Below are 5,080 nucleotides of genomic sequence, written 5' to 3' on the forward strand. Positions count from 1 at the left end.
AGGCAGCCGGGCCGCCCTGCGGGGGCGCGGTCGGCGCGGCCGCGAGAGCCTCGTGCGCTGCCGTCGGCACCACGTGCCGGCGGCGGCGGGTGGGCATCGACGCGGCGGCACCGCGGCCCACGAGTACGGCAGGGGACTCCTCGGCCGGTTCCTGCGAGATGGTGCTGCCGGCATCCTGGGCGGCCACGGTGAGGTCGTCGTCGGCCGGGGCGGACGCATCCGGTGCGGGCGCAGCGGTGTCGTCGGTGGCGCCGGCCTCGGAGAGGATCGTGATGATCACAGTGCCCACGTCGACGGTGGTGCCCGGCTGCACGAGGATCTCGCCGACGACGCCAACGTACGGCGACGGCAGCTCAACGAGCGACTTGGCGGTTTCGATCTCGACGAGCACCTGGTTGATCGAGATGGTGTCGCCGGGGGCGACCTTCCACTCGACGATTTCGGCCTCGGTCAGGCCCTCGCCCACATCGGGGAGGGTGAATCGGGAGACGCTCATGGGGTGCCTTTCACAGCAAGGGGATGATTAGTAGGCGAGGGAGCGGTCGACGGCTTCGAGCACCCGGTCGGGGCTGGGCAGGAAGTGCGTCTCCACCGCGGCGGGCGGGAACGGGGTGTCGAAACCGGACACCCGCAGCACGGGGGCCTCGAGGGAGTAGAACGCCCGCTCGGTGACGGTCGCGGCGATCTCGGAGCCGACGCTGACGAAGCCGGCGGCCTCCTGGGCCACCACGAGGTGGCCGGTCTTGTGCACGGACTCGAGAATCGGTGTGTAGTCGATCGGTGAGATCGAGCGCAGGTCGATGACCTCGAGGCTGATGCCCTCCGCCGCGGCGAGGTCGGCGGCCTGCAGCAGCACGCTCACCATGGCGCCGTGGCCGACAACGGTGACGCTGGTGCCGGTGCGCACCACCCGGCTCGCGTGCAGCGGGGTGCCGGCCGCGGTGAAGTCGACCTCGCCCTTGGGCCAGTAGCGGCTCTTGGGTTCGAAGAAGATCACCGGGTCGTTCGACGCGATGGCCTCCTGCATCATCCAGTAGGCGTCGTGCGGGTTCGACGGGCTCACCACGCGGAGGCCTGGGGTGTGCGCGAAGTACGCCTCCGGGCTTTCCTGGTGGTGCTCGATCGAACCGATGTGGCCGCCGTAGGGTATCCGCACGACGACGGGCATGGTGAGGCCGCCCTCGTGCCGGTTGCGCATCCGGGCCAGCTGGCTGGTGATCTGGTCGAAGCCGGGGAACACGAAACCGTCGAACTGGATCTCGCAGACCGGCCGGTAGCCGCGCATGGCCAGGCCGATGGCCGTGCCGATGATGCCGGATTCGGCCAGCGGGGTGTCGAGCACCCGCTTCTCACCGAATTCGGCGTGCAGTCCCTCCGTCACCCTGAAGACGCCGCCGAGCGGCCCGATGTCCTCGCCCATCATGAGCACCTTGGGGTCGTTCAGCATCGCCTGGCGCAGCCCCGCGTTGAGGGCCTTGGCCATGGGCAGGTTCGCGCTGGTCGGCGCGGCGGCGGTCGTTTCCTGCATGGTCATCAGGACTCACTCCCGTCGAACGAGGTTTCGTAGGCGTCGAGCCAGGCCTTCTGCTCCACGACCAGCGGATGCGGTTCGGCGTAGACGTTGTCGAAGATGACGGAGCGGTCGGGTGAGGTGATCTCCAGGGCGCGGCGGCGCACATCCGCTGCGTGGTCTGCGGCCTCTTCGTCGACGGAGTCGAGGAACTCCTGCTCGACGCCCAGGCCCTTGAGGTAGCTGCGGAAGCGCACGATCGGGTCGCGGGCGACCCAGTAGGCCAGCTCGTCGGGGTCTCGGTACTTGGTGGGGTCGTCGGCGGTGGTGTGGGCGCCGACGCGGTAGGTCAGCGCTTCGATCAGCGACGGGCCGTGGCCGGCGCGGGCGTCGTCCATGGCCTTGGCGGTGACGGCGTAGCTGGCGAGCACGTCGTTGCCGTCGACCTGGATGCCGGGCATGCCGAAGCCGCCGGCCCGCAGGTAAAGCGGGGTGCGGGACTGGCGGGAGACGGGCACCGAGATGGCCCAGTGGTTGTTCTGCATGAAGAACACCTGCGGGGTCTGGTAGCTGGCCGCGAAGACCAGGGCCTCGTTGGCGTCGCCCTGCGAGGAGGCGCCATCGCCGTAATAGACGATCACGGCCGCATCGGTGTCCGGGTTGCCGGTCGCGGTGGCGCCGTCCAGCTGCATGCCCATGGCGTAACCGGTGGCGTGCAGCGTCTGCGAGGCGAGCACCAGCGTGTAGAGGTGGAAGTTGCCGTGTTCCTCCGGTGTCCAACCGCCGAGGGTGACGCCGCGCAGCATCCGCAGGATGTCGACCATGTCCAGGCCCCGGATCATGCCGACGACGTGCTCCCGGTAGGAGGGGAAGACGTGGTCCTGCGCACGGGTGGCGTAGGCGGAGCCGACCTGGGCGGCCTCCTGGCCGTGGCTGGGCACCCAGAGGGCGAGCTGGCCCTGGCGCTGCAGGTTCGCCGCTTCGGTGTCGAACTTCCGCACGACGACCATGTCACGGTAGAACTTGCGGTAGTCGGCCTCGGTGAGGCGCTCGAAGTATGGCAGGAACTCGGCCGCCGATTCAGACGGCGAGAAAGTACCGTCCGTGGACAGGAGCTGCACGGTGGGAGAAGTCAGGGTGCGCACGGGTGCGTCGTTGGAGGTCACTGGCACCGTACTAACCTAGCCGCCGGGCCGCGTGCCCCGTTGGTAGATCCTGAACAATCTCAGCGCCGATCCGTAGGAGCGTGGCCACAGATTCCTCCTCGCCAATCGAGACCCGGATACCCTCCGGGTGGAAGGGCCGGACGACGAGCCCGGCATCGGTGAAACGGTCGGTGGTCGCCGCGGTCGCTGCGCCCAGCGGCAGCCAGACGAAATTGGCCTGCGACGGCGGGACGTTCAGCCCCGCGGCCACCAGGGCGGCACGGATGCCGTCGCGGCGTTCGGCGATCACGCCGACCCGTTCCAGCAGCTCGGGTTCGGCGTCGAGCGAGGCCAGCGCGGCGGCCGAACCCTGCCCGGTGACCGAGAGTGGGATCGCGGTGGCACGGGCGGCGTCGAGGATGCCGACGGGGCCCAGGCCGTAGCCGACCCGGAGGCCCGCGAGGCCGTAGGCCTTGGAGAAGGTGCGCAGCACGACGAGGTTCGGGTAGCGCCCCAGCAGCGTCGTACCGTCGACGGCTTTCGGGTCGGTGACGAATTCGGCGTACGCCTCGTCAAGGATCACCAGCAGGTCGGCGGGGACCTGCTCCATGAACGCCGTGAATTCGTCGGCCGTGACGATCACGCCGGTGGGGTTGTTGGGGCTGCAGACGATCACGACGCGGGTTCGCGGGGTGATCAGCGCGGCCATCGCGGGCAGGTCGTGACCGTGGTCGGCGCGGTTGGGTGCGGTGACACTGGTGGCACCGGAGACCGTGACCAGGCTCGGGTACGCCTCGAACGAGCGCCAGGAGTAGAGCACCTCATCGCCGGGGCCGGCCGCGGCCAGGATCAGCTGCGACAACAGCGCCACCGATCCGGCACCGATGTGCACCTCGTCGGTGGTCAGCCCGTACCGGGCCGCGAGCCGCTCGCGGAGAGCGAGGGCGGAGGCATCCGGGTACCGGTTGAAGGCCGAGACGGCGTTCACCGCGTCGACGACGCCGGGCAGCGGGTCGAACGGGTTCTCGTTGCTGGACAGCTTGAAGGCGGAGGCGTTGGCCGCCTTGCCCTGCCGGTACGCCGGCAGCGCAACGATCTCAGGGCGCAGGCGGACCGAGGGCTGGTCTGAAGGGCTCACTCGGCGAGTCTACGCCGGGACATATTCGCGGTGCCGCATGCTCTGGCCGTATATGCCGCACCGGAAACCCACCCGGCGACCGGCACCGGCTGCCATAGTGGGAGCATGGGTAGTTTCCTGATCAAGCTCATCGTCAACGCCGTCGCCCTCTGGGTGACCACACTGATCGTGGCGGGTGTGCGGGTGGACTCGTACGCACCGGACACGACGGCCGTTGTCCTCACCTACCTGCTGATCTCGCTGATCTTCGGGTTCGTCAACGGGTTCATCGGCGGGTTCGTGCGGATCGTCGCGTTCCCCCTCTATGTCCTCACCCTCGGTCTGTTGTCGTTCATCGTGAACGGGCTGCTGCTGATGCTGGTGGCGTGGATCTCCGGCTTGCTCGGTTTCGGTCTGGTCGTCGAGAGTTTCTGGTGGGGCGTCCTCGGCGCGTTCGTGCTGGGCATCATCAGCTGGCTGTTCGGCCTGCTCGTACGGCCGCTGAACAACGCCACCTCCTAGGCCCGCGCCAGGTCAGTCGACCCGTTCGGCTCGCCAGACGCTCTGCTGCCCGGGTGACTCGCCCACGATCCCGTCCAGCTGCGCGCGGAACGCCACCAACCGGGGCTCCGGCGACCCGTCGACCAGACGGGCGGTCTCGCGGTAACCCACCAGCTGATGCGCCGGCATGACCTTGTCCGCCGGCACCTCCCGGCCGGCGAAGAGTTCCCGCCGCACGTAGAGGCGGTGGTCCTCGTCCGACGTGGAGCCCAGAGCGGGAACGAGGTCGTCCTCGTGCTCGACCGCGATCGCCGGCAAGCCCTCGGGCAACGGCAGGTCGGTTTCCGGCGCCCCGAAGGTGACCAACCCCACGGCGTTGATGTCGCCACGCGAGACCAGCTGGTTGGCGATCAGCCCGCCCTGCGAGTGCGCCACCGGCACCACCGGGTCGCCGGGCTGCACTCCGGCCGCCTGCATCGCCTGCAGCACCGCCCGGTACGAGCCGGCCTCCTGGTCGGCGACGGCCGCGACGTTGGAGGCCATGTCCCACGGTTCGCTCGAGCCGGTCGGACTCCATTCCACGGTGCCGCCGATGAAAACCAGCCACGACGGATGCGCCGCGTCGCCGTAGCGCTCGATGCGCACCTGACCGCCGTCATCCTCGGTGGGGATGCGGTCGGCGAGGTCGGCGAACCCTGCGGGCGGGCTCGGCGGCGCGAGCGTGGCCGGCCCGAGCGTGGCCGGCACAGCGCCGGAGCCGGCTGCCGTGACCCGCAGCGGCACGGCAGGCGGCACGGCAGGCGGCAC

Annotated in this window: 6 protein-coding genes; 1 reads left to right on the forward strand and 5 read right to left on the reverse strand. The window is 69.7% G+C overall.

The window, feature by feature from the left end:
- The 4 genes from C3B61_RS09280 to C3B61_RS09295 all read right to left on the reverse strand — a co-directional run.
- Positions 1-496: biotin/lipoyl-containing protein (locus tag C3B61_RS09280; RefSeq protein WP_341866765.1), on the reverse strand; the 496-nt coding region annotated here is incomplete at its 3' end.
- Positions 497-523: 27 nt separating this feature from the next.
- On the reverse strand, positions 524-1,534 hold the full coding sequence (locus C3B61_RS09285; protein ID WP_208858797.1) for an alpha-ketoacid dehydrogenase subunit beta: 1,011 nt from the start codon (positions 1,532-1,534) through the stop codon (positions 524-526).
- Positions 1,534-2,682, reverse strand: coding sequence for a pyruvate dehydrogenase (acetyl-transferring) E1 component subunit alpha (gene pdhA / locus C3B61_RS09290; protein WP_244285899.1), 1,149 nt, complete (start codon positions 2,680-2,682; stop codon positions 1,534-1,536). Before pdhA ends, C3B61_RS09285 begins: the two co-directional genes overlap by 1 nt.
- Positions 2,683-2,686: 4 nt before the next feature.
- Positions 2,687-3,793: a histidinol-phosphate transaminase gene (locus tag C3B61_RS09295; protein WP_103460362.1), complete on the reverse strand. Its 1,107-nt coding sequence runs from the start codon at positions 3,791-3,793 to the stop codon at positions 2,687-2,689.
- Positions 3,794-3,898: 105 nt separating this feature from the next.
- On the opposite strand from C3B61_RS09295, the gene C3B61_RS09300 reads away from it, so the two are divergent.
- Complete coding sequence (locus C3B61_RS09300; RefSeq protein WP_103460363.1) at positions 3,899-4,294, forward strand: phage holin family protein; 396 nt, start codon at positions 3,899-3,901, stop codon at positions 4,292-4,294.
- A 12-nt stretch (positions 4,295-4,306) separates the two neighbouring features.
- On the opposite strand, the gene C3B61_RS19670 is transcribed toward C3B61_RS09300, so the two are convergent.
- A partial coding sequence (locus tag C3B61_RS19670; protein ID WP_482764182.1) for an alpha/beta hydrolase family protein occupies positions 4,307-5,080 on the reverse strand: 774 nt, incomplete at its 5' end.

It is taken from the genome of Cryobacterium zongtaii, assembly GCF_002909375.1.
Lineage (GTDB): Bacteria > Actinomycetota > Actinomycetes > Actinomycetales > Microbacteriaceae > Cryobacterium > Cryobacterium zongtaii.

Bases quoted from the DNA above. Each gene is read 5' to 3' on its own strand.
- C3B61_RS09300 (WP_103460363.1), top strand. From the start codon at position 3,899: ATGGGTAGTTTCCTGATCAAGCTCATCGTCAACGCCGTCGCCCTCTGG.
- C3B61_RS09285 (WP_208858797.1), bottom strand. From the start codon at position 1,534: ATGACCATGCAGGAAACGACCGCCGCCGCGCCGACCAGCGCGAACCTG.